Genomic DNA, 20,840 nt, shown 5'->3' on the forward strand with positions numbered 1-20,840 from the left:
GCCGCCGGCGTCGTCGGCGGCGGGGTGCACCATGTGGGGATGAGCGTGCGCATCGACACCGCGGGGCTGCGGCCGGAGGAGGTCGTCGCCGTGCCCTCCCCCCTGGCCGAGCTCGGCATGGCGCTGCACGCGCTGTCCGAGCCGGGGCACCACCCGGGTCTGCAGGGCTGGGCGACCGGTGTGACCGCGCGGCTGGACCCGCACCTGGCGGATCGGATGTGCGAGGCCGACTTCCTGTGGCGCACGACGTTCTCGGACCTGTTCCTGCCGTGCGCGGGCGTCCCGGGCGGCCGGGCCCTCCCGGGGGCCACCCTGGCCGAGGAGCTGGACCTGCTGGACGAGCTGTCGGACGAGCAGTTCGTGGCCGCCGCCCTGGAGTTCACCTGCGCGCTCCCCTACGGCACGCCGGGTCCGGGGCCGCTGGCCGACGAGGGGCTGCGCCGGCGTTCGCTGGAGCTGGCCGCCGCGCGGGGGCCGCGCCAGGTCCGGTTCACCGAGCGGCTGCTGGCCGACCCGCCGCGGATCCGTGTCTGGCTGCGGCAGTTCCTCCGGGACTGCGAGGAGGCGTTCTTCGCCGGGACCTGGTCCCGGCTGCGCCACCAGCTCGCCGCGGACACCCGCCACAAGACCGAGCTGCTGCGGCGCAAGGGACTGGCCGAGGCGCTGGCCGCGGTGTCCCCGGCGGTGACGTTCGACGGGGCGGCCGGCCTGATCACCGTCGACAAGCTGGGCGACGGCCGGACGGCCACGGCCGGCGGCGGGCTGCTGCTGATCCCCACCAGCCTGGGCCGGCCGCACCTGATGGTCCTGCACCGGTACGGCTGGCAGCCGGTGCTGCACTACCCGGCCGGCTCCCCCGGGCTCGCCGCCCCGCCGACGGTCGGGCAGCTGGCCCTGAGGATGACGGCGCTGTCCCATCCGGTCCGCATGCGCCTGTGCCGCCACCTGGCCCGCAGCGCGTACACCACCGGCGAGCTGGCGCAGATGCACGGCATGACGGCGCCGGAGGTGTCCCGGCACCTGGGCGTGCTCAAGAAGGCCGGCCTGATCACCACGCGCCGCCGCGGGCGGTACGTGCTGCACCAGCTGGACGTGACGGTCGTGGCCCGGCTCGGCAGCGACTTCCTGGAGGGGATCCTGCGCTGAGGGCGTCCGCGCCCGCGCCCGCTCCTCAGTCGAAGCGGATGTGGCGGATGCCGACGCCCGCCTGCCGCAGCCGGGTGCGCAGCGGGCCCTCGTCGTTGGGGCGCAGGGTCAGTCCGGCCAGGGCGGCGATGCGGTCCGCCGTCCCCGGGACGGTCGTGCGGTCGGTCCACAGGTGCTCGGCGAACTCCGTCCCGGCGAGCCGCTCCAGGCAGTGGTCGAGCTGCCGTACAGCCCAGCTCTCCCGGCGCAGGCCCGCGCCCTTCCCGCCGGCGTACCGCAGGAAGCGCCCGAAGCCGCGTTCGCGCAGCCGCCGCAGCACCGTCCCGCGCTCCGCGAGGAGGGTGAAGTGGCGTACATCGTGGCCGAGCTCGCGCAGGCGGCCGACGGTCTCCGCGAAGTGGCCGGGGTCGGTGACGGTCATGGGGACGATCACCACGCCGTCGTGCTCGGTCAGGACGAGGTCGAGGACCTCGACGACGCCCTGCCGCCAGGAGGCCAGGTCCTGGAAGTCACCGCGCAGTCCGGGCGGGAGCATGCGGTGGAGGCCGAAGCCGACGTGCTCCGGGTCGCAGACGACGCTGCCCGCGAGGCGGCGGTGCACCTCGTACGCGGTCTGTGTCCTGCCGCCCCCCGAAGGGGCCGTTGGCCCACGGCAGCACGGGCGCGGGCGTACCGGCGCGGGGCGCGGGAGGTCAGCCGGTCAGCCGTGCCCGCCCGCCCGCACCAGTCCCGTCTCGTAGGCGAGGACCACCACCTGCACCCGGTCCCGCAGGCCCAGCTTGGTCAGGATGCGGCCCACGTGCGTCTTCACCGTCGCCTCGGACAGCACCAGCCGGGCCGCGATCTCACCGTTGGACAGGCCCTGCGCGACCAGCACCATGACCTCCCGCTCGCGCTCGGTGAGCCGCTCCAGCTCCTTGTGCTCGGGCTGCTTGCCCGTGCCCGGCAGCATCGGCGCGAAGCGGTCCAGGAGCCGGCGGGTGGTGGACGGGGCGACCACGGCGTCACCGCTGTGCACCGCGCGGATCGCGGCGAGCAGCTCGCCCGGCGGGACGTCCTTGAGCATGAAGCCGGAAGCGCCCGCCTTGAGCCCGGAGAAGGCGTACTCGTCGAGGTCGAAGGTGGTCAGGATCAGCACCTTCGGCGGGTCGGTGTCCGCGCAGATCCGGCGGGTCGTCTCCACCCCGTCGAGCTTCGGCATGCGGACGTCCATCAGCACCACGTCGACGGCGGTGGACCGCAGCACCTCCAGGGCCTCGACGCCGTTGCCCGCCTCGGCCACGACCTCCATGTCCGGCTGGGCGGCCAGCACCATCCGGAACCCGGTGCGCAGCAGCACCTGGTCGTCGACGAGCATCACGCGGATCGTCATCGGGCCCTCTTCCGTCGTTGCGTCGTTGCGTCGTTGTGTCGTTACAGGTGTCAGCACAGGGCATGCGCGGGCGTCAATGCGCGGGTTTGAGCGGCAGCAGGGCGCTGATGCGGAATCCTCCGCCGGGGCGCGGGCCCGCGTCCAGGGTGCCGCCGACCATGCCGACCCGCTCGCGCATGCCGATCAGGCCGTGGCCCCGGCCGTCCAGGCCGCCGTCCTCGTACAGCTCGTGCGGGGCGCCCTTGCCGTCGTCCTCGACGAGCAGGCCCAGCCCGTCGTCGAAGTACACCAGGCGCACGCTGGCGCCCGCGTGGGGCCCGCCGTGCTTGCGGGTGTTGGTGAGCGCCTCCTGCACGATGCGGTACGCGGTGAGCTCGACACCGCTGGGCAGCGGGCGCGGGGTGCCCTCGATCTTGAAGTCCACGGGCAGTCCGGAGTCCCGGCACTGCTCGACGAGGTCCTCGATCTGCCGCACGTCGGGCTGCGGCACGTACTCCCCGGCCTCCTGGTGCTCGCCGGTGCGCAGCACGCCGAGCAGGCGGCGCATCTCGGCGAGGGCCTGCCGGCCGGTGGAGGAGATGGTCTCCAGGGCCTTCTTCGCCTGGTCGGGCGCCGCGTCGAGGACGTAGGCGGCGCCGTCGGCCTGCACCACCATCACCGACACGTTGTGCGCGACGACGTCGTGCAGCTCGCGCGCGATCCGGGCGCGTTCGGCGGCGACCGCCACCTTGGCCTGCGCCTCGCGCTCCTTCTCCAGCCGGGCGGCGCGCTCCTCCAGCTGCGCGAAGTAGGCGCGGCGGGTGCGGATGGAGTCGCCGAGCACCCAGGCGAGGGCGAAGGGCACGGTCAGGAAGATCATCGAAGCGAGGTTGCCCCCCGCGCCCGCCTCCTCGTGGGGCCAGCGCAGCTGCGCCAGCGGGGCGGCGCACAGACCGGCGGTGAGCGCGAGGCGGGAGGCCCAGCGGGCGCCGATCACCGCGGCGGTGTAGACGATCGCCAGCAGGGCGAAGTCGGCGGGCACCGTCGGCACGTCCAGGACCAGCTGCGCCACGCCCACCGCGACGGCGAGGACCAGCATGCGTTCCGGCGTCCGGCGGCGCAGCGCGACGACCAGGCAGAGCAGCAGGGTGACCGGCACGGTCAGGGCCGGCAGCTCGGCTCCCCGGGACGCCTCCGCGGGCGCCGCGCTCAGCACCGAGATCCCGAACAGGACCACGGCCCAGGAAACGTCGACCCCTGTCGGGTGCCTGCGGAGGAAGTCATAGAGGCGCTGCACGTAACCCAGCGTAGGGAAGCGAAATGCGTGCAGGGGTCAACCGGAGGGCCGATCCCCGGCCGGTACGTGTACTACGCAAGGTGGAGGCCGGGAACGCACGTGCCCCTAATGTGGGCCGGTGACGACGGCGGCGGAAGGCGGGTGGCACCGGTGACGGCAGGGGCCGCGGACGACGGCCGGTACGAGCGGGACGACCGGGGCGAGCGGGACGGGCGGGACGAGCAGGACGGACGGGGCAGGCGGGGCAGGCGGAACGACCGGGACGGGCGGAACGACCAGGACGGGCGGGGCGGCTGGCGCGGCTGGCGCGCGGCGGCCCGGGCCGCGCTGTACGGGCCGGACGGCTTCTACCGCGGGCCCGAGGGCCCGGCCGGGCACTTCCGTACGTCCGTGCACGCCTCGCCGCTGTTCGCCGGGGCCGTGGCGCGCCTGCTGTGCCGGGTCGACGAGGCGCTGGGGCGGCCGGCGGCGCTCGACTTCGTGGACATGGCCGCCGGGCGGGGGGAGCTGGTCACCGGTGTGCTCGCCGCGCTGCCCGCCGACGTGGCGGCCCGGGTGCGGGCGCACGCCGTCGAGCTGGCCGGCCGCCCCGCCGGGCTCGACCGGCGGATCGAGTGGCGGGCCGATCCCCCGGCGGGCGCCGTGGGGCTGCTCTTCGCCAACGAGTGGCTGGACAACGTCCCCGTGGACGTCGTGGAGGTGGACGCCGCGGGCGTGCCCCGGCTGGTCCTGGTCCGGGAGGACGGCGCGGAACGGCTCGGGGACCCGGTCGCGGGCGACGGGGCGCGCTGGCTGGACCGGTGGTGGCCGCCGGGGGACGAGGAAGGACTGCGGGCGGAGATCGGGCTGCCCCGCGACCGGGCCTGGGCCGCCGCGGCCGGCACGCTCGCGCGGGGTCTCGCCGTCGCCGTCGACTACGCGCACACGGCCGGCGCGCGGCCGCCGTTCGGGACGCTCACCGGCTTCCGGGCGGGGCGGGAGACGACGCCCGTGCCGGACGGGTCGTGCGACATCACCGCGCACGTCGCCCTGGACGCCTGCGCCGCGGCCTGCGCGCTCCCCGGCGCCCGCCTGCTGTCCCAGCGGGACGCCCTGCGCGTCCTGGGCGTCACCGGCGACCGCCCGCCGCTCGCACGGGCGTCCACCGACCCCGCCGGGTACGTGCGCGCCCTCGCGACCGCCTCCCAGGCCGCCGAGCTCACCGCGCCGGGCGGGTTCGGCGACTTCGGGTGGCTGGTGCAGCCGGTGGGGATCGGGGACGTGCTCGCCGGCTGACGCCCGCGCGCCCTGGAGGCGCCCGGGCCCGCCCGTCCTCCTTGCCGGCCCACTTGTCGATCTTGCCGGCCTACTTGTCGATGTCGCCCACCACGAAGAACATCGAGCCCAGGATCGCCACCATGTCGGCGACCAGCGTCCCCGGCAGCAGTTCGGTGAGCGCCTGGATGTTGTTGTAGGACGCCGAGCGCAGCTTCAGCCGGTACGGCGTCTTCTCGCCCTTGCTGACCAGGTAGTAGCCGTTGATGCCGAGCGGGTTCTCGGTCCACGCGTAGGTGTGCCCCTCGGGCGCCTTGAGGACCTTCGGGAGCCGCTGGTTGACCGGCCCCGGGGGCAGCTCGGCGAGCCGGTCGAGGCAGGCGTCGGCGAGGTCGAGGGAGTTGTGCGTCTGCTCCAGCAGGCACTCGAAGCGGGCGAGGCAGTCCCCCTCCCGGCGGGTCACCACCTTCAGGACGTCCCCCAGCTCGCCGTAGGCGAGGTACGGCTCGTCGCGGCGCAGGTCGAAGTCGACGCCCGAGGCGCGGCCGAGCGGCCCGCTCACCCCGTACGCGTGCACCGCCCGCGGGGACAGGACGCCGACGCCGCGCGTGCGGCCCCGGAAGATCTCGTTGCCGAGCACCAGGTCGTCGAAGCGGTCCATGCGGGAGCGCACGTCGGCGACGGCGGCCCGCGCCCGGGCGGTCCACCCCGCCGGGACGTCCTCCTTGAGGCCGCCCACGCGGTTGAACATGTAGTGGATCCGCCCGCCGGAGACCTCCTCCATGACGTGCTGGAGCTCCTCGCGCTCGTGGAAGGCGTAGAACATCGGGGTGATGCCGCCGAGCTCCAGCGGGTAGGAGCCGAGGAACATCAGGTGGTTGAGCACCCGGTTCAGCTCGGCGAGCAGCGTGCGCAGCCACACCGCGCGCTCGGGGACCTCCATGCCGAGCATCCGCTCCACGGCGAGGACCACCCCCAGCTCGTTGGAGAAGGCCGACAGCCAGTCGTGCCGGTTGGCCAGCATGATGATCTGGCGGTAGTCGCGGGCCTCGAACAGCTTCTCCGCGCCCCGGTGCATGTAGCCGATCACCGGCTCCGCGCGGACGATGCGTTCGCCGTCCAGGACGAGCTTGAGCCGCAGCACTCCGTGCGTGGACGGGTGCTGGGGGCCGATGTTGAGCACCATGTCGGTGCTCTCCGCGGCGCCGCCGATGCCGACCGTGGTCTCCGACGTAGGAGTCATGCACCCAGTCTCCCCTACGTACGCTGGCCCCATGGAGACGGGGAGCGGGCAGGACGCCGCGGCCGTGGGAACGGGCGGGCCGGCGCAGGCGGAACCGATGGATCCGGCGGGGAGCGCCGCGGGACCGGTGGAAGTGGAGGCGGCGGAAGCGGTGGGGGCGGCGGGCGAGCCGGTGTGGATCGCGCTGCCCCCGGGGCTGCTGCGGATGCGGCGGCTGATGCTGGTGGTGTGGCTGGGGTTGCTGACCCTGGCCACCGCCCTGGTCCCGGGGCTGCTGGCCGGACCCTGGTGGGCCGCCTTCGCGGTGCTGCCGCTGGCCCTGGCGGTCTGGGGCTGGGCGCTGCTGGAGCGCAACTGGCGTTCCTGGCGGTACGCCGAGCGCGCCGACGACCTGCTGATCAGCCGGGGCGTCCTGTGGCGCCAGGAGACGGTCGTGCCGTACGGGCGGATGCAGTTGGTCGAGGTCACCTCCGGACCCGTCGAACGGTACTTCGGCCTGGCCAGCGTGCAGCTGCACACGGCCGCCGCGGCGACCGACGCGACCATCCCCGGCCTCGACCCGGCCGAGGCGGAACGGCTGCGCGACCGGCTCACCGAGCTGGGCGAGGCCCGATCGGCGGGGCTGTGACGGCCCCCGGCGTCCACGAGGGCGTCCGGGAGGAACGGCGCCCCGTGATCGAGCGGCGGCTGCACCCCGTCACACCGCTCAGACGGGCGTGGGCGCCCGTCGCGGTGCTGATCGGGTGGGCGCTGCACGACCCCGACCAGGCGCAGCGCCAGCTGACCCGGCTGACGCCCACCACCCTGCTCGTCGGCCTCGCCGTGCTCCTCCCGGCCGCCGCCCTCTACGGCTTCCTGTCGTGGTGGTTCACCCACTTCGCGGTGACCGACGCCGAACTGCGCATCCGCACCGGGCTGCTGTTCCGGCGCACCGCGCACATCCGGCTGGAGCGGATCCAGGCCATCGACGTCACCCAGCCGCTGCTCGCGCGGGTCGCGGGCGTGGCGAAGCTCAAACTCGACGTCATAGGCACCGACAAGAAGGACGAACTCGCCTTCCTGGGCGCCGGTGAGGCCCGCGCGCTGCGCGCCGAACTGCTCGCGCGGGCGGCCGGTTTCGCGCCCGAGACCGCGCACGAGGTCGGCGAGGCGCCGTCCCGGGAGCTGCTGCGGGTACCGCCGGGCGTCCTCGCCGTCGCCCTGGTGCTGACCGGCGCGACCTGGGGCTGGCTGGTCGCCGCCGCCGTCGCGTTGCCGCTGCTGTGGATGGCCACCCACAGCCTGTGGACGCTGCTCGCCACCGCCGTGCCGCTGCTCGGCGCGGCGGGCGCGAGCAGCGTGGGCCGGTTCGTCACCGAGTACGACTGGACCGTGGGCGAGTCGCCCGACGGACTGCGCATCGACCACGGGCTGCTGGACCGGGCGCACGAGACGGTGCCGCCGGGGCGGGTGCAGACCGTGCGCGTCGTCGAACCGCTGCTGTGGCGGCGCCGGGGGTGGGTGCGCGTGGAGCTGGACGTGGCGGGCTCGTCCAACTCCCTGCTGCTGCCGGTCGCTCCGCGCGAGATCGCCGAGGCGGTCGTCGCGCGGGTGCTGCCCGGGGTGAGCGTGCCGCCGCGCGAGGCGCTCACCCGGCCGCCGCGGCGCGCGCGGTGGTGCGTGCCGCTGTGGTGGCGCGGCTACGGACTCGCCGTCACCGACGCGGTGTTCGCCGCCCGCCGCGGGCTGCTGCGGCGGAGCCTGGCCCTGGTGCCGCACGCCAAGGTGCAGAGCGTGCGGCTGGTCCAGGGGCCCTGGCAGCGGGCCCGGGGCGTCGCCGACGTCCACGTGGACACCGGGGCGAACAAGTCGGTGACGGCCCGCCTGAGGGACGCCGGCGAGGCGGCGGACCTGCTGCGGGCCCAGGCCGAGAGGTCCCGCACGGGCCGCCGGGACGCCCGTCCGGACCGCTGGATGGCGTGACGGGCCCGCCGGCCCCGGCCCGCGTGCGGGGTCGGCCCGGCACGGCGACGGGCCCCGCACGCCGTCCTTGGGTTCAAGGGATCGTCGCAACACCGCTTGGTTTCAGGTGGTGAGTAGATCACGTAGACGCTCGGCTGGGGTATCCCAGCCGAGCGTCTTGCGTGGGCGGCCGTTGAGTTCCTGGGCGACGTGTTCGAGGTCTTCGGGGCTGTGGACGCTCAGGTCGGTGCCCTTGGGGAAGTACTGCCGCAGGAGTCCGTTGGTGTTCTCGTTCGAGCCGCGTTGCCAGGGCGAGGCGGGGTCGCAGAAGTAGACGGGCATGCCGGTGGCCATGCTGAACTGCTTGTGGCGTGCCATCTCGCTGCCCTGGTCCCAGGTGAGGGAGCCGCGCAGGTGGGCGGGCAGGGTCTGGATCGTGGCGACGAGGCCGTCGCGGACGGTCTCGGCGTCGTGGGCTCCGCCGGGCAGGTGGACCAGCATGGTGTAGCGGGTGCTCCGTTCGACCAGGGTGGCGATCGCGGAGCGGCCGCCCTGGCCGATGATCAGGTCGCCTTCCCAGTGACCGGGCACGGCCCGGTCCTCGATGTCGGCGGGGCGGTCGCTGATCATCACCATCGGGTCGGTGAACCGTGGGGTGCGCCGCTGGGGGTCCCGGCGTGGTCTGCGGCGGGTCCGCCCGGAACGGACGGCCGCCTGCACCTCCCGTTTCAGGCCGCCGCGGGCCTGGAAATACAGCGCCTGGTAGACCGTCTCCACGCTCACCCGCATGCTCTCGTCGTCGGGATGTTCTCTCAGTAGAGCGTGGCAGATCTGCTCCGGTGACCACCGCCTGCGCAGTCCGTCCTGGACGAAGCGGCGCAGCCGTCCCTCGCGCAGCAGTTTGCGTTCCTTGGGCCGGGGCCTGCGGGCGGCGGCGGCGCGGTGGGCGGCGTAGGGCTGGTAGCCCTCGCTGCCCGAGTTCGCGTCGATCTCCCGCTTGACCGTGCTCGCCGGCCGTCCCAGGGCTCGTCCGATCGCCCGCAGCGAGTGGCCCGCCGCATGGAGATCGCGGATCCGTTCGCGCTCGGCGAGCGTCAGGAACCGCGGGTGGAGCTGCTTTTCCAGGGCGTTCAGGCCCACCGGTGGCGTGGTCACACCGGACATCGTGACGGTCCCGGCCGCGTAGTCGACGCGGCGGCCGTCGGCGTAGGTGCGTGTGGTGCCGCTCTTCTTGACGCCCCAGTCCCAGTCCTTGGCCGTGCGTTCGTTCACGCCGACCTGCCGGGCCGCGACCCGGCGTGCGACACCGGCGGCCCGAAGCCGCTCGTACTCGTCGCGCCCGGGATGCCGGCGCGGCAGACGAACCGAGCTCCGTCCAGCTTTCCGGGCCCAGCTGAAAGCAGTGTTCCGGTTCACCCCCAGCTCACGCGCCACCACGGTCACGTTCCCCACGGCATCCAGCCGCGCAAGGAAACGCTCCCGCAGCCCCGCAAGATCATCGCGCCCAACGACCACGGTCCTCGCACCTCCCACAGATCGCGGGTGTTGCGAGGACCGTTAGAGCCCAAGGTCCGTGCGGGGCCCGTGGGGGCGACCGGTGCTTCAGGAGGCCGCGCTGCGCAGCCCCTCGACGTCGATCCGCTCCGTCTCGTCGTGCTCCGTCAGGTCGATGACCTGCCCGACGGCGCGCGCGTCCGCGTCGGCGGGCTTGAACTGCGCCTCGGTCTCGGCCTTGTGCAGCGCGAGCGCCTCCTGGCCGACGACGTCGGCCAGGTCCTCGTTCTGCACGGCCTCCAGGGCGGACCGCCCGGCGCCCTTCTTCGTGCCGAAGAAGTCGAACCCGCCCTCGGCCACCGGGGGCCGCACGGGCGCCGCCGGCGGTACGACCGCCACCGCGGTCGGCACGGTGAAGTGCCCGGAGGACTGCCGCGCGGACCGGTCCGCGGCGGCGGCCCGGCCGGGGGCGTCGGCCGGGTGCCCGTGCTCGCCGGCCGCCGCGGTCCCTCCCCGGGCCCCGTCCTCCCGCGCCGGCTTCCGCTTCCGCGCGGGCTCGGGGCCGTCGTCCTCGGGGGTCCGGGTCCCTCGCGGGGAACCGTCCGGCCGCGGGGCGCCGCCGGCCTCCGCGGCCCCGGCGGGACCGTCACCGTCACCGTCGGGTCCGGTGCTCCCGGAGGGCTCCGGTGTCCCGGCGGCCTCGGCGGGCCCGGGGGTCACGGAGCTTCCGGCGGGCCCGGAGCTTCCGGCAGCGGCTTCGCCGCCGTCCGCGGCGAGACGTGCCAGTGCCGCGCCGGCCCGCAGGAACAGCTGGGACCCCTCCGGCGAGAAGAGTGCCGGAACCACCGGCTCCGCGCCGGCGCCGTCGTGCGCGGCCGCCCCGGCCGCCGCCTCCGCGGGCGCCGCCTCCGGCCGCCGCTCCCCCGCGTCCGGTTCCACGGGTCCCGCGGCGGCCGCGGGACCCGACGTCCCCACCGGCAGCGCACGGGCCGGCACCGCGGCCTCTATCTCGAGCACCCGGCGGTCCTCCAGGACGCTCGCCCGGTCGGCCTCCGCCGCGGCGTACCGCCGCAGCAGCGCCGCGTGCTCGTTGCGCAGCCCGGCGAGTTCCGCGCGCTTGGCGCGCAGCCGCTGCTCCAGCTTCACGCGCAGCTCGCGCGACTCCTCGAGGTCGGACTCCAGTTCGGCGAGCCGCTCCTCGAAACGCCACTCGTCGCTCGCACGCGCGCGCGTGAGGTCGGCGACGCGTTTGCCCGCCTGGACGTCCCAGTGCCGCATGACGAACGCGCCGACGACCGCCGTGACCGCGGCGGCCGCGGCCAGGAGACGGAGCACCGCCGGCTGCGTGAACACCCAGGGCGCCAGGGCGCAGACGACGGAGACGCCCGCGATCGCCGACGGGGGCAGCACCCTGTGCAGAGGTGGGGAATGACGATGACGTCCACGTGGCATGGCCAGAAACTTACCGCGCGTAGGTGAATGATGGTGCCCCACCCCGCAAAAAACAAAGCCGGGACGGGTGTTTCACAGGGCATCAGCGAACTCGCGCCGAGCGTGAATGGGCGGGCCGCCGGAATTGCCAAGATCATTTTTATGGCGGCCGCCCCCGCAGCGCGCCCGGGCGGTCCCGCCCCGCCGTTTTCCGGGCCGACCGGCGGGATCCGCGCCCGTGCGCCCGGATTCCCCCACCGGCGTTCACGGGCGCTCACCCGCGCCACGGACCCGGAGTTCACCCGCGCGACGGAGTTCGCCGGACGTCCGAATCGGCACCCGGTCCGAGGCCTCCCGCGGAACCACGCGGAACCGCGGGATGCGATACCGGCCAGGGCGGAAGGAAAATGCCGGGCCGGACCCGCGGACCGGCCGCGAAGCGCTTCGCCGCGCGCCGGGCGCCGCGCGGCCCGCGCCCGCCGGACGGGGCGGAACGTTCCCGCGCCACGGCGGAGGGCACCGCCCGCGCGGCCTGGGGACACCCGGGCGTCTCCCTGGGCCTACGCTGAACGTATGAGCAATCACAGCGGACGCCCCCGGGTCGCGGGCCTCCCCCACTGGGACCGCTGCGCGGTCATGGGGGTCGTGAACGTGACCCCCGACTCCTTCTCCGACGGCGGCCGCTGGTTCGACACGACGACCGCCGTCAAGCACGGCCTCGACCTGGTCACCCAGGGCGCGGACCTGATCGACGTCGGCGGCGAGTCCACCCGCCCCGGCGCCACCCGCGTCGACGAGGCCGAGGAACTCAGGCGCGTCATCCCCGTGGTCCGCGGCCTCGCCGCCGAGGGCGTCACCGTCTCCGTCGACACCATGCGCGCGTCCGTCGCCGAGCGGTCCCTCGCGGCCGGCGCCGCCCTCGTCAACGACGTCAGCGGCGGCCTCGCCGACCCCGCCATGATCGGCGTCGTGGCCGCCGCCGGCGCCCCCTTCGTCGTCATGCACTGGCGCGGCTTCCTGGAGGGCAGCACCGTCCAGGGCGTCTACGAGGACGTCGTCACCGAGGTCGTGGACGAGCTGCGCGCACGCGTGGCGGACGTCCTGGAGGGCGGCGTCGCCGCCGACCGCGTGATCGTCGACCCCGGTCTCGGGTTCTCCAAGAACGCCGACCACGACCTCGCCCTCCTGGCCCGCCTCGACCGGCTCCTGGACCTCGGCCACCCGCTGCTCGTCGCCGCCTCCCGCAAGCGGTTCCTCGGCCGCGTCCTGGCCGGTCCGGACGGCCCGCCCCCGCCCGCCCGCGAACGCGACGCCGCCACCGCCGCCGTCTCCGTCCTCTCCGCCCGGGCCGGCGCGTGGGCGGTCCGGGTGCACGAGGTCCGCGCGACCGCCGACGCCGTGCGCGTCGTGCGCGCCGTCGAGCGGGCCCGCCACCCGGAGGGCACGTCGCCCGCGGTCGGCACGCCCGGCGCAGAGGGAGCCCGGTGACCGCGCCCCACACCGACGTCGAGCAGGTCGAGGCCGCCAACACCGCCTTCTACGAAGCGCTCGAACGGGGCGACTTCGAGGAAGTGGCGTCGCTCTGGCTCACCCCGGCCGACCTCGGCGTCGACGAGACGTACCACGACCCGGCGGACACCGGTGTGGTCTCCTGCGTGCACCCCGGCTGGCCCGTGCTCACCGGACGCGGCGAGGTCCTGCGGTCGTACGCCCTGATCATGGCGAACACCGACTACATCCAGTTCTTCCTCACCGACGTGCACGTCTCGGTGACCGGCGACACCGCCCTGGTCACCTGCACCGAGAACATCCTCAGCGGCGGCCCCGCCCCCGAGGCCGGGGAGGAGCTCGGCCCCCTGGTGGGGCAGCTCGTCGTCGCCACCAACGTGTTCCGGCGCACCCCCGGCGGCTGGAAGCTCTGGTCCCACCACGCCTCCCCGGTGCTCGCCGAGACCGACGAGGAGGAGGACGACGACACCCCCGCCTGAACGGGTAGGGGAACCACGAGACCCCCACAAGGACCCACGGGGCCCGCGGGGACGGGACGCGCCCGGCGCTCCGGCCCCCGTCGGCGGCCGCGGGTAGATTCGACCCCGCGCCGGTGTGCCGCCCGTACACGGCACCGGCCGGCCGGACCGACGACTGCAGGAGTGATTCGTGTGGATCGTGTCGCGCTGCGCGGCCTGAAGGCCCGCGGGTACCACGGTGTGTTCCCCAAGGAACGCGAGGAGGGCCAGACCTTCATCGTGGACCTCGTCCTCGGCCTGGACATCAGGCCGGCCGCGGCCGACGACGACCTGACCAGGACCGTGCACTACGGCATCGTGGCGGAGGAGGTCGTGGCGGTCGTCGAGGGCGAGCCCGTCAACCTCATCGAGACCCTGGCCGAACGGATCGCCCAGGTCTGCCTGAAGCACGAGGTGGTGCGGGAGGTCGAGGTCTGCGTCCACAAACCGGACGCGCCGATCACCGTGCCCTTCGACGACGTGGCCGTCACCATCACCCGGAGCCGCGTATGACCAGGCCGTCCGCCCAGGGCCACACCGACCCGACCGTCCAGCCCGTCCCCGCCTCCGTGGTCGAGCAGGTCGACGCCGCCGACAGCACCCTGCACAACCCGAAACAGGCGGTGATCTCCCTCGGCGCCAACCTCGGCAACCGCCTGGAGACCCTCCAGGGGGCCGTCGACGCCCTGGCGGACACCCCCGGCGTCAAGGTCAGGGCCGTCTCGCCGGTGTACGAGACGGAGCCGTGGGGCGTCGAGCCCGGCAGCCAGCCCTCGTACTTCAACGCGGTCGTGGTCCTGCGGACCACCCTGCCCCCGTCCTCCCTGCTGGAGCGGGCCCAGGCCGTCGAGGAGGCCTTCCACCGGGTCCGGGACGAGCGCTGGGGACCGCGCACCCTGGACGTGGACATCGTCTCCTACGCGGACGTCCGCTCCGACGATCCGCACCTCACGCTCCCCCACCCGCGCGCCCACGAACGCGCCTTCGTGCTCGCGCCCTGGCACGACGTCGAGCCCGGGGCACAGCTCCCCGGCCGCGGTCCGGTCGGCGCCCTCCTCGACGCGGTCACCCGTGAGGGCGTCGCCCTCCGCGAGGACCTGGAACTCCGGCTGCCCGAGTAGCCGTTAAGGTCGACACGACCACATTCCGGGGCACCGGGGGAAGCCGAAGGGACACCGTGAAAGAGCTGCGCATCAGGGTGCTGGCGGGAGTCCTCGCCGTCGCCGGGATCCTGTCCTGGGCCGGCGCCCGCCTCTGGAACTCCTTCGGAACCCTGCCGAGCGTGCCCGTGGCCGCGCCCGTCGTCCTCGCCCTGATCGCCGTGGTCCTCGCGGCCACGGCGCTCTCGCTGCGCGCCCGCCTCAGGGCCCAGCGCGAGCGCCGGCCCGAGGCCAAGGGCGTCGATCCCCTGATGGCGGCCCGCGCGGTCGTCTTCGGCCAGGCCAGTGCCCTGGTCGCCGCCCTCGTCGCCGGCATGTACGGCGGCACGGGCGTCTTCCTGCTGGAGTACCTGGACATCCCCGCCCGCCGCGACCAGGCCGTCTACGCCGGCCTCTCGGTCCTGGCGGGCCTCGGCGTGATAGCGGCGGCCCTCTTCCTGGAGCGCGTCTGCAGGCTCCCGGACGACGAGGCCGACGGGGGCGGCGGGGACAACGGGACGGGGGCCACCCCGGCGGTGTGAGACGGCCGGGAGCGGCGGGGTCAGCGCGCCAGTATCAGGCTCATCGCCTCGGCCCGGGTCGTGGCGTCCCTCAGCTGGCCCCGCACCGCCGACGTCGTGGTCTTGGCGCCGGGCTTGCGGACGCCGCGCACGGACATGCACATGTGCTCGGCCTCGATGACGACGATCACGCCCCGGGCCTCGAGGATCCGCATGAGGGAGTCGGCGACCTGCGTGGTGAGTCGTTCCTGCACCTGCAGGCGGCGGGCGAAGACCTCGACCAGCCGGGCCAGCTTCGACAGCCCCGTGATCTTGCCGGTCTCCGCCGGGATGTACCCCACGTGGGCCACCCCGTGGAACGGCAGCATGTGGTGCTCGCAGAGGCTCACGATCTCGATGTCCTTCACCAGGACCATCTCGTCGTGCCCGAGGTCGAACGTCGTCGTCAGCACGTCCTCGGGCTCCTGCCGGAGCCCCGCCAGAAGTTCCCGGTACGCCCGCGCCACCCGGGCCGGCGTCTCCAGCAGGCCCTCGCGGTCGGGGTCCTCGCCGATCGCGATCAGGAGTTCGCGCACGGCGTTCTCGGCCCGCTTCTCGTCGAACTCACCGATCGGGGCGGACTCCCCGTCCAGCGTCACCGGATTGGTCATGTGGGTGCCTCGTTCCTGTGCCTGCGTGGGTGAGGGGCGCGCCCTCTCGGCTACGGGCGCGCACATGCCCGCGCCCCCCAGGCTAGAACCTGGGGGGCGCGGCAATCATTCCGGACCCGGTGTGGGGCCGACGGGGGCCCGGGTCAGCCCTCGGGGCGTTCCTCCGGGGTCCGCTCGGGCGCCGGGGCGGGCTCCGCCGCGGTGCTCTTGGCGGTGCTGATCGCCGGCGTCGCGCCGTTCGCCCCGTTCGTCAGGGCCAGCTCCTTGGGGGAGAGGACCGGCGGGCGGGTGGACGGCGTACGGCGGGAGGAGCCGGTCCAGGCGGGCCTGGGCGGGCGCTTGACGATCGGCGCGAAGATCTCGGCGATCTCCTCCTTGCCCAGCGTCTCCTTCTCCAGGAGGGCGAGGACCAGGTTGTCGAGGACGTCGCGGTTCTCGACGAGGATCTCCCACGCCTCGTTGTGCGCGGTCTCGATGAGCTTCTTGACCTCTTCGTCGACCAGCGCGGCGACCTCTTCCGAGTAGTCGCGCTGGTGAGCCATCTCACGCCCGAGGAACGGCTCGCTGTTGTCGCCGCCGAACTTGATCGCGCCGAGACGCTCGGTCATGCCGTACTGCGTGACCATCGCGCGGGCCAGGCCGGTGGCCTTCTCGATGTCGTTGGCGGCGCCGGTGGTCGGGTCGTGGAAGACGAGCTCCTCGGCCGCGCGGCCGCCCAGCATGTAGGCGAGCTGGTCCAGCATCTCGTTGCGGGTCGTGGAGTACTTGTCCTCGTCCGGCAGCACCATCGTGTAGCCGAGGGCGCGGCCCCGGGACAGGATGGTGATCTTGTGGACGGGGTCGGAGTTCGGGGAGGCCGCCGCGACCAGGGCGTGACCGCCCTCGTGGTACGCGGTGATCTTCTTCTCCTTGTCCGACATGATCCGGGTCCGCTTCTGCGGGCCCGCGACCACGCGGTCGATCGCCTCGTCCAGCATCTTGTTGTCGATCAGCTTCTGGTCGCTGCGGGCCGTGAGCAGCGCGGCCTCGTTCAGCACGTTGGCCAGGTCGGCGCCGGTCATGCCGGGGGTGCGGCGGGCGACGGCGCCGAGGTCGACGTCCGGGGCGACCGGCTTGCCCTTCTGGTGGACCTTGAGGATCTCCAGCCGGCCCTGCATGTCCGGGCGGTCGACCGCGATCTGGCGGTCGAAGCGGCCGGGGCGCAGGAGGGCCGGGTCGAGGATGTCCGGGCGGTTCGTGGCGGCGATGAGGATCACACCGCCCTTGACGTCGAACCCGTCCATCTCGACGAGGAGCTGGTTCAGGGTCTGCTCGCGCTCGTCGTGCCCACCGCCGAGGCCGGCGCCGCGGTGGCGACCGACCGCGTCGATCTCGTCGACGAAGACGATCGCGGGCGCGTTGGCCTTGGCCTGCTCGAACAAGTCACGGACCCGGGAGGCGCCGACACCGACGAACATCTCGACGAAGTCGGAACCGGAGATCGAGTAGAACGGGACGCCGGCCTCGCCCGCGACGGCACGCGCCAGCAGGGTCTTGCCGGTACCGGGCGGGCCGTAGAGCAGCACGCCCTTGGGGATCTTGGCGCCCACGGCCTGGAACTTCGCCGGCTCCTGCAGGAACTCCTTGATCTCGTGGAGCTCCTCGACGGCCTCCTCCGAGCCCGCGACGTCGGCGAACGTCGTCTTCGGGGTGTCCTTGGTGATGAGCTTCGCCTTGGACTTGCCGAAGTTCATGACACGGGAGCCGCCACCCTGCATCTGATTCATCAGGAACAGGAAGACGACCACGATGAGGACGAACGGCAGCAGGGACAGCAGAATGCTCACGAACGGGTTCTGCTTGGACGGTGAAACCGTGTAGCCGTCCGGGATCTGCTTGTTCTGGAACTTGTCCTGCAGCGTGTTGGCGATGGTGACGCCCTGATCGCCGATGTAGCTCGCCTGGATCTTCGAGCTGTCCTTGATCTTGACGCCGTCCTTGAGCTCGACCTTGATGGTCTGCTCGTCGCCGGTGGTCAGCTTGGCCGACTCGACCTTGTTCTCATTGATCGCCTGGACGACCTGGCCCGTGTCCACCGTCTTGTAGCCGCCGGACGAGCCGACGACCTGCATCAACACGACCACGGCAAGGACGGCCAGCACGATCCACATGACCGGCCCACGGAAGTATCGCTTCACGTCCATCCATACGGAGCGGTGCCGCCCCGTCCCTCCTGCCATAGTGAGTTTGATAAAGGCTGTTCTTCGGACGGTACCCCAGCATTGTCCCGCGAAGCTGCGTGGGACGGCCGGCAAACGCGTCTACGGATGCTCCAACGCCGCCGACCCCGCCGGGGTTCCCGATCACCGTACGGCGGGCGGGCCCTTAAGGACTCAACCGCCGTAGACGTGGGGCGCGAGCGTACCGACGAACGGGAGGTTGCGGTACTTCTCGGCGTAGTCCAGGCCGTAGCCGACGACGAATTCGTTGGGGATGTCGAATCCGGCCCATTCCACGTCGATGGCGACCTTGGCGGCCTCGGGCTTGCGCAGCAGCGTGCACACCTTGAGGGAGGCGGGCTCGCGCGAGCCGAGGTTGGAGATCAGCCAGGACAGGGTCAGGCCGGAGTCGATGATGTCCTCGACGATGAGGACGTGCTTGCCCTTGATGTCGGTGTCGAGGTCCTTGAGGATCCGCACCACACCGGAGGACTGGGTACCCGCCCCGTACGAGGATACGGCCATCCAGTCCATGGTGACGGGGGTGGACAGTGCCCGGGCGAGGTCGGCCATGACCATCACCGCGCCCTTCAGGACGCCGACGAGCAGCAGGTCCTTGCCCGCGTACTCCGCGTCGATCTTCGCGGCCAGCTCCGCCAGCTTGGCGTCGATCTCTTCCTTGGTGATGAGCACCTTCTCGAGGTCGGCACCCATGTCTTTCGCGTCCACCCGCATCACTTTCGGTCGTCCCACCGGCCGCTCCGTACCGTCCGCGGCGCTGCCGGAGGTGAGGATTCAGCCTTGCCGAATCACCAGTCTGCCACCCTGCCGCCGGGCGACGACCCGGCCGGGGAGGTTGATGGCCCCCTGTCCGCGCCAGCCGGTGATCAGCCGGTCCACTTCCTCGATGTGGCGGGCGAACAGCGAACCGGCCGGGGCTCCGGCCTCGATGGCGGCGCGGCGCAGCACGCGGCGGCGCACGGCGGGCGGCAGGGCCTGGAGCCCGGCGCACTCCAGGTGGCCGTCGGCGTCGCGGACGCCGGCCGCGGCCCGGCCGGCCCAGGCGTCGAGGGCGTCGGCGTCGTCGCGGGAGAGCTGGGCCGTGCGGGCGAGGGCCTCGACGACGCCCTTGCCGAGGGCCTTCTCCAGGGCGGGCAGGCCCTCGTGGCGCAGCCGGGAGCGGGTGTAGGCCGGGTCCGCGTTGTGCGGGTCGTCCCAGACGGAGAGGGACTGGGCCATGCAGGCCGTGCGGGCGGTCTGCCGGTCGAGCTGGAGGAAGGGCCGCCGGTAACGGCCGCCGGCCCCCGAGACCGCGGCCATTCCGGACAGGGAGCGGATCCCGGAGCCGCGGGCGAGCCCCAGCAGGACGGTCTCGGCCTGGTCGTCGCGGGTGTGGCCGAGCAGGACGGCGGCGGCGCCGTGCCGCTCGGCGGCGGCGTCGAGGGCGGCGTAGCGGGCGTCCCGGGCGGCGGCCTCGGGCCCGCCCCCGCGGCCGACGCGGACGGCGACGGACTCGACGGGGTCCAGGCCGAGTTCGCGCAGGCGCGAGGCGACGTCGGCGGCGCGCCGGTCGGAGCCGGCCTGGAGGCCGTGGTCGACGGTGACGCCGCCGGCGCGGACGCCGAGCCGGGGGGCTTCGAAGGCGAGGGCGGAGGCCAGCGCCATGGAGTCGGCGCCGCCGGAGCAGGCCGCGAGCACGAGCGGGGAGGGGGGACGCTCGTCCGGGGTGCGGCCGTGGTCGTCGGGGAGGTCGTGGAGGAGGTCGTGGAGGGCGCGGCGGACCGCCAGACGTATCGCCGCGACCGCGGGATGGGGACCCATGTCCGGTTCCCTTCATGAAGTTTTCGGGGGCTGAACCCGATGTCGGTCACTCAGAGTGTGTAGATGGTGACAGAAACGGGCCTTTACCCGAGCATCGCACGCCTACCCCTGGCTCACGGTCCCTCGGAAGGGTGATTGCAGGGGCGTCCGTCTGCCGTCGGCGGGATCCGTCTCACGACGTGCGCGGGCTCATGCGTCGGGCTTGCGGTGCACCCGTGCGACCCAGTCCGCCGGTTTGGCGATCTCCGCCTTGGTGGGGAGCGTGTTCGGCGAGGTCCACACCCGGTTGAAACCGTCCATGCCGACCTCCTCGACGACGGCGCGCACGAAGCGTTCGCCGTCGCGGTACTGGCGGAGCTTGGCGTCCAGGCCGAGCAGTTTGCGCAGGGCGAGGTCCAGGCGGGAGGCGCCCTTGGCGCGGCGCTGCTGGAACTTCTCGCGGATCTCGGCGACGCTCGGCACGATGTCGGGGCCGACGCCGTCCATCACGAAGTCCGCGTGGCCCTCCAGCAGGGACATCACGGCGGTGAGGCGGCCGAGGACCTCGCGCTGGGCGGGGGTCTGCACGAGTTCGACGAGGGAGCGCCCGCCGTCGTCCTCCTCGCCCTCGGGGCGGCCCCCGACGAGGGACTGGGCGGCTTCGCGGACGCGTTCCAGGACGGTCACGGGGTCGACGTCGGTCTCCGCCAGGAACGACTGGATCTCGCCCTCCAGGTGGTCCCGCAGCCAGGGCACGGCGGTGAACTGGGTGCGGTGGGTCTCCTCGTGCAGGGTCACCCACAGGCGGAAGTCGTGCGGCTCGACGTCGAGCTCGCGTTCGACGTGGACGATGTTGGGGGCGACGAGCAGCAGCCGGCCGCCGCCGTTCTCGCCCGCCGGGAGGTCGCGGGTGGCGGGGGCGAAGGTCTCGTACTGGCCGAGGACGCGGGAGGCGAGGAAGGACAGCAGCATGCCCAGCTCCACGCCGGTGACCTTGCCGCCGACGGCGCCGAGGACCGCGTTGCCGGGGCTGTTGCCGCGGCGCTGCTGCATCTTGTCGAGCAGCGGCTTGAGCAGTTCGCGGAAGCCGGCGACGTTGGCCCGGACCCAGCCGGGGCGGTCGACGACGAGGACGGGGGTGTCGTGGGTCTCCTCGGTGCCCAGCCGGGTGAAACCTCTGACGTGCCCCTCCGAGGACTTCGCGTGCCGGCGCAGTTCCGCGACGACGGCCCGGGCCTCGTCGCGGCTCACGTCGGGACCCGGCCGCATGAGCCGGGTCGCGGTCGCGACCGCGAGATTCCAGTCGACCATCCCTGAGGAACCGGAAGAGGCAGCACCACCGATGCTCGTCATGCGTCAACGGTACGTG

19 protein-coding genes and 1 pseudogene are annotated in these 20,840 nt (G+C 73.6%); 9 read left to right on the forward strand and 11 right to left on the reverse strand.

All coding sequences use genetic code 11. From position 1 onward, the window contains the following. Positions 1-39: 39 nt before the first annotated feature. Positions 40-1,146, forward strand: a complete 1,107-nt coding sequence (locus tag ACZ56B_RS06340; protein ID WP_468786848.1) for a DUF5937 family protein — start codon at positions 40-42, stop codon at positions 1,144-1,146. A gap of 25 nt (positions 1,147-1,171) precedes the next feature. Here the strand turns inward: ACZ56B_RS06340 and ACZ56B_RS06345 are convergent. From ACZ56B_RS06345 to ACZ56B_RS06355, 3 genes and pseudogenes are all read right to left on the reverse strand, one after another. Next, positions 1,172-1,805 (reverse strand): annotated as a pseudogene (locus ACZ56B_RS06345) (ATP-binding protein). A 41-nt stretch (positions 1,806-1,846) separates the two neighbouring features. Then, on the reverse strand, positions 1,847-2,518 hold the full coding sequence (locus ACZ56B_RS06350) for a response regulator (protein WP_468786850.1): 672 nt from the start codon (positions 2,516-2,518) through the stop codon (positions 1,847-1,849). 73 nt (positions 2,519-2,591) lie between these two features. Continuing rightward, entirely contained in the window at positions 2,592-3,794 is a 1,203-nt protein-coding gene (locus ACZ56B_RS06355; protein WP_468786852.1) for a sensor histidine kinase, read from the reverse strand. A gap of 141 nt (positions 3,795-3,935) precedes the next feature. Here ACZ56B_RS06355 and ACZ56B_RS06360 point away from each other — a divergent pair, with 141 nt between their 5' ends. Beyond that, positions 3,936-5,069 carry an SAM-dependent methyltransferase gene (locus tag ACZ56B_RS06360; protein ID WP_468786854.1) on the forward strand — a complete coding sequence of 378 codons (1,134 nt, stop codon included), beginning with the start codon at positions 3,936-3,938 and terminating at the stop codon, positions 5,067-5,069. Positions 5,070-5,139: 70 nt separating this feature from the next. Here the strand turns inward: ACZ56B_RS06360 and ACZ56B_RS06365 are convergent, their stop codons facing one another. Then, entirely contained in the window at positions 5,140-6,291 is a 1,152-nt protein-coding gene (locus ACZ56B_RS06365; protein ID WP_468786856.1) for an NADH-quinone oxidoreductase subunit D, read from the reverse strand. 31 nt (positions 6,292-6,322) lie between these two features. On the opposite strand from ACZ56B_RS06365, the gene ACZ56B_RS06370 reads away from it, so the two are divergent. Beyond that, complete coding sequence (locus ACZ56B_RS06370) at positions 6,323-6,919, forward strand: PH domain-containing protein (protein ID WP_468786858.1); 597 nt, start codon at positions 6,323-6,325, stop codon at positions 6,917-6,919. Next, positions 6,916-8,253 (forward strand): PH domain-containing protein, encoded by a 1,338-nt coding sequence (locus tag ACZ56B_RS06375; protein WP_468786860.1) that lies wholly within the window; start codon positions 6,916-6,918, stop codon positions 8,251-8,253. Before ACZ56B_RS06370 ends, ACZ56B_RS06375 begins: the two co-directional genes overlap by 4 nt. 102 nt (positions 8,254-8,355) lie before the next feature. On the opposite strand, the gene ACZ56B_RS06380 is transcribed toward ACZ56B_RS06375, so the two are convergent. Both ACZ56B_RS06380 and ACZ56B_RS06385 read right to left on the reverse strand, forming a co-directional pair. Continuing rightward, a complete protein-coding gene (locus ACZ56B_RS06380) occupies positions 8,356-9,591 on the reverse strand; it encodes an IS30 family transposase (RefSeq protein ID WP_468787186.1) in 1,236 nt (411 codons plus the stop codon). Between the two features lie 243 nt (positions 9,592-9,834). Next, entirely contained in the window at positions 9,835-11,178 is a 1,344-nt protein-coding gene (locus tag ACZ56B_RS06385; protein WP_468786862.1) for a hypothetical protein, read from the reverse strand. Between the two features lie 552 nt (positions 11,179-11,730). On the opposite strand from ACZ56B_RS06385, the gene folP reads away from it, so the two are divergent. The 5 genes from folP (at position 11,731) to ACZ56B_RS06410 (ending at position 14,844) form a co-directional block, all read left to right on the forward strand. Then, positions 11,731-12,645, forward strand: a complete 915-nt coding sequence (folP, locus tag ACZ56B_RS06390) for a dihydropteroate synthase (protein ID WP_468786864.1) — start codon at positions 11,731-11,733, stop codon at positions 12,643-12,645. Beyond that, the gene (locus tag ACZ56B_RS06395) at positions 12,642-13,145 is read left to right on the forward strand and encodes a nuclear transport factor 2 family protein (protein WP_468786866.1); all 504 of its coding nucleotides are present in this window, start codon (positions 12,642-12,644) and stop codon (positions 13,143-13,145) included. Before folP ends, ACZ56B_RS06395 begins: the two co-directional genes overlap by 4 nt. A 171-nt stretch (positions 13,146-13,316) precedes the next feature. After that, the gene (gene folB, locus ACZ56B_RS06400) at positions 13,317-13,676 is read left to right on the forward strand and encodes a dihydroneopterin aldolase (RefSeq protein ID WP_468786868.1); all 360 of its coding nucleotides are present in this window, start codon (positions 13,317-13,319) and stop codon (positions 13,674-13,676) included. Beyond that, a complete protein-coding gene (folK, locus tag ACZ56B_RS06405; RefSeq protein WP_468786870.1) occupies positions 13,673-14,284 on the forward strand; it encodes a 2-amino-4-hydroxy-6-hydroxymethyldihydropteridine diphosphokinase in 612 nt (203 codons plus the stop codon). Before folB ends, folK begins: the two co-directional genes overlap by 4 nt. Positions 14,285-14,340: 56 nt before the next feature. Beyond that, a complete protein-coding gene (locus ACZ56B_RS06410) occupies positions 14,341-14,844 on the forward strand; it encodes a DUF3180 domain-containing protein (RefSeq protein WP_468786872.1) in 504 nt (167 codons plus the stop codon). Positions 14,845-14,864: 20 nt separating this feature from the next. Here ACZ56B_RS06410 and folE read toward each other — a convergent pair whose 3' ends face one another. From folE to ACZ56B_RS06435, 5 genes are all read right to left on the reverse strand, one after another. Beyond that, positions 14,865-15,473, reverse strand: coding sequence for a GTP cyclohydrolase I FolE (gene folE, locus ACZ56B_RS06415; protein ID WP_468786874.1), 609 nt, complete (start codon positions 15,471-15,473; stop codon positions 14,865-14,867). 143 nt (positions 15,474-15,616) lie between these two features. Further along, positions 15,617-17,656, reverse strand: coding sequence for an ATP-dependent zinc metalloprotease FtsH (gene ftsH / locus ACZ56B_RS06420; protein WP_468786876.1), 2,040 nt, complete (start codon positions 17,654-17,656; stop codon positions 15,617-15,619). 189 nt (positions 17,657-17,845) lie between these two features. Further along, complete coding sequence (hpt, locus tag ACZ56B_RS06425) at positions 17,846-18,406, reverse strand: hypoxanthine phosphoribosyltransferase (protein WP_184820056.1); 561 nt, start codon at positions 18,404-18,406, stop codon at positions 17,846-17,848. 60 nt (positions 18,407-18,466) lie between these two features. Further along, complete coding sequence (tilS, locus tag ACZ56B_RS06430; RefSeq protein ID WP_468786878.1) at positions 18,467-19,492, reverse strand: tRNA lysidine(34) synthetase TilS; 1,026 nt, start codon at positions 19,490-19,492, stop codon at positions 18,467-18,469. 189 nt (positions 19,493-19,681) lie between these two features. Further along, positions 19,682-20,824, reverse strand: a complete 1,143-nt coding sequence (locus tag ACZ56B_RS06435) for a zinc-dependent metalloprotease (protein ID WP_468786880.1) — start codon at positions 20,822-20,824, stop codon at positions 19,682-19,684. Positions 20,825-20,840 lie beyond the last annotated feature (16 nt).

The sequence above is a fragment of the Streptomyces sp. NPDC034670 genome (assembly GCF_055574875.1).

Excerpts from the sequence above, each read along its gene's own strand:
- ACZ56B_RS06435 (WP_468786880.1), bottom strand. The coding sequence starts at position 20,824 with ATGACGAGCATCGGTGGTGCTGCCTCTTCCGGTTCCTCAGGGATGGTC.
- ACZ56B_RS06385 (WP_468786862.1), bottom strand. The coding sequence starts at position 11,178 with ATGCCACGTGGACGTCATCGTCATTCCCCACCTCTGCACAGGGTGCTG.
- hpt (WP_184820056.1), bottom strand. The coding sequence starts at position 18,406 with ATGCGGGTGGACGCGAAAGACATGGGTGCCGACCTCGAGAAGGTGCTC.
- folE (WP_468786874.1), bottom strand. The coding sequence starts at position 15,473 with ATGACCAATCCGGTGACGCTGGACGGGGAGTCCGCCCCGATCGGTGAG.
- ACZ56B_RS06350 (WP_468786850.1), bottom strand. The coding sequence starts at position 2,518 with ATGACGATCCGCGTGATGCTCGTCGACGACCAGGTGCTGCTGCGCACC.
- tilS (WP_468786878.1), bottom strand. The coding sequence starts at position 19,492 with ATGGGTCCCCATCCCGCGGTCGCGGCGATACGTCTGGCGGTCCGCCGC.
- ACZ56B_RS06370 (WP_468786858.1), top strand. The coding sequence starts at position 6,323 with ATGGAGACGGGGAGCGGGCAGGACGCCGCGGCCGTGGGAACGGGCGGG.
- folK (WP_468786870.1), top strand. The coding sequence starts at position 13,673 with ATGACCAGGCCGTCCGCCCAGGGCCACACCGACCCGACCGTCCAGCCC.
- ACZ56B_RS06340 (WP_468786848.1), top strand. The coding sequence starts at position 40 with ATGAGCGTGCGCATCGACACCGCGGGGCTGCGGCCGGAGGAGGTCGTC.
- folP (WP_468786864.1), top strand. The coding sequence starts at position 11,731 with ATGAGCAATCACAGCGGACGCCCCCGGGTCGCGGGCCTCCCCCACTGG.
- ACZ56B_RS06365 (WP_468786856.1), bottom strand. The coding sequence starts at position 6,291 with ATGACTCCTACGTCGGAGACCACGGTCGGCATCGGCGGCGCCGCGGAG.
- ftsH (WP_468786876.1), bottom strand. The coding sequence starts at position 17,656 with ATGGACGTGAAGCGATACTTCCGTGGGCCGGTCATGTGGATCGTGCTG.